The 2,328-nt window shown below is 76.2% G+C and carries 2 protein-coding genes; both read left to right on the top strand.

The window, feature by feature from the left end:
- Positions 1–17 precede the first annotated feature (17 nt).
- Positions 18–950 (top strand): methionyl-tRNA formyltransferase, encoded by a 933-nt coding sequence (gene fmt, locus AC13HU_RS35880; RefSeq protein WP_483046181.1) that lies wholly within the window; start codon positions 18–20, stop codon positions 948–950.
- Positions 951–1,123: 173 nt separating this feature from the next.
- Positions 1,124–2,328 (top strand): transcription antitermination factor NusB (locus tag AC13HU_RS35875; RefSeq protein WP_483046180.1); only part of this gene is annotated, 1,205 nt, incomplete at its 3' end.

Raw genomic sequence — 2,328 nt, 5'->3', positions numbered from 1 at the left:
GAGGTACACCCCGCACGATGAAGCTCGTCTTCGCCGGCACCCCCGAGGTCGCCGTACCCGCACTGGACGCCCTGCTCGCCTCCGACCGGCACGAGGTCGTCGCCGTCGTCACCCGGCCCGACGCCACCGCCGGGCGCGGCCGCAAACTGCTGGCCAGCCCGGTCGCGCAACGTGCCGAGGAGGCCGGGATCGAGGTGCTCAAGCCGGCCCGGCCGCGCGACGAGGACTTCCTGGCCCGGCTGCGGGAGATCGGCCCGGACTGCTGCCCGGTCGTCGCCTACGGCGCGCTGCTGCCGAAGACGGCGCTCGACGTGCCCGCCCGCGGCTGGGTGAACCTGCACTTCTCGCTGCTGCCCGCGTGGCGCGGTGCCGCACCCGTACAGCACGCCGTGATGGCCGGCGACGAGGTGACCGGCGCGTCCACCTTCCTCATCGAGCAGGGACTGGACTCCGGGCCCGTCTACGGCGTCGTCACCGAGGAGATCCGGCCCCGCGACACCAGCGGCGACCTGCTGACGCGGCTCTCGCACAGCGGGGCGCGGCTGCTGGTCGCCACGATGGACGGCATCGACAGCGGTGACCTCGTCGGCCGGCCGCAGCCCGCCGACGGGATCACCGTCGCGCCCAAGCTCACCGTCGAGGACGCGGCCGTCGACTGGACCGCGCCCGCGCTGCGCGTCGACCGGCTGATCCGGGGGTGCACGCCTGCCCCTGGGGCCTGGACGCTGCTCGGTGGTGAGCGGGTCAAGCTCGGCCCCGTCGTGCCCGCGCCCGACGCGGACGCGCTCGCACCCGGGGAGATCTCGGCCACGAAGAAGGCGGTGTACGTGGGGACCGGCAGCCATCCTGTTCGCCTGGGCGACGTCCAGGCGGTCGGCAAGCGGGTCATGGCCGCCGCGGACTGGGCTCGGGGCGTCCGCATCGAGCCCGGCGCCCGGCTCGGAGCGTAATCCGGGTGCCCTGGCCCGCCCGGGTGCCGCGGTCCGCCGGCCGAGGGCCCAACTGGGCGGCCCCCGGGAGCGCACCGGAACCGTCGCGGCGAGGAGCCGCAGGCCACGCACCTGAGCGGCCCCCTTACGCTTGAGGGCGAGCCGTACCCGTAGGAACAAAGTCCGGAGCACCTTTGAAGAGCACGCAGGGCAAGCCGTACCGCCGTCCGCAGAAGGACCCCGTCAGGGTCCTGGCATTCGAGGCGCTGCGGGCGGTGGGGGAGCGGGACGCATACGCGAATCTGGTGCTGCCGGGCCTGCTGCGCGCCGCGGAGCAGGACGCGGTGAAGAAGGGTCGCACCTTCGACCGCAGGGACGCGGCGCTCGCCACGGAACTGGTGTACGGCACACTCCGCCACCAGGGCACGTACGACGCGGTGATCGCGGCCTGCGTGGACCGCCCGCTGCGCGAGGTGGACCCACCGGTCCTGGACGTATTGGCGCTGGGCGCCCACCAGTTGCTCGGCACCCGTATCCCGACGCACGCCGCGGTCTCCGCGAGCGTGGAGCTGGCCCGGGTGGTGCTGGGCGACGGGCGGGCGCGCTTCGTGAACGCGGTGCTGCGCCGGATCTCCGCGCAGGACCTGGACGCGTGGCTGGCGCAGGTCGCCCCGCCGTACGACGAGGACCCGGAGGACCACCTGGCCGTGGTGCACTCGCACCCGCGCTGGGTGGTGACGGCGCTGTGGGACGCGCTCGGCGGCGGCCGGGCCGGCATCGAGGACCTGCTCGCGGCCGACAACGAGCGACCCGAGGTCACGCTGGTGGCCCGCCCGGGCCGCAGCACCCCGCAGCAGATCGCCGCGTCGCTGCCGGCGGAGACGACCGAACCGGGCCGCTGGTCGCCCTACGCGCTACGGCTCGCCGAGGGCGGCGACCCGGCCGCGGTGCCGGCCGTACGCGACGGCGACGCCGGGGTCCAGGACGAGGGCAGCCAACTGGTCGCGGCCGCGCTGGCCGCGGCGCCGCTGGAGGGCCCCGACGCGCGCTGGCTCGACGGCTGCGCGGGCCCCGGCGGGAAGGCGGCGCTGCTCGCCGCGCTGGCCGCGGAGCGCGGCGCGCTGCTGGTCGCCGCGGAGAAGCAGCCGCACCGGGCCCGGTTGGTCGGCCGCGCGCTGCACGGCAACCCGGGCCCGTACCAGGTGGTGGTCGCGGACGGGACCCGCCCGGTGTGGCGGCCCGGCTCCTTCGACCGGGTGCTGGTCGATGTGCCCTGCACCGGGCTGGGCGCGCTGCGGCGCCGCCCGGACGCGCGCTGGCGGCGCCGCGCGGAGGACGTCGGCGGCTTTGGGCCGCTCCACCGAGCCCTGCTCACCGAGGCGTTGACGGCGGTACGGCC

This window comes from Streptomyces sp. NH27 (genome assembly GCF_056859195.1).
The sequence above is the reverse complement of the archived record's forward strand: the minus strand, read 5'-3'. Positions and strand labels throughout refer to the sequence as shown.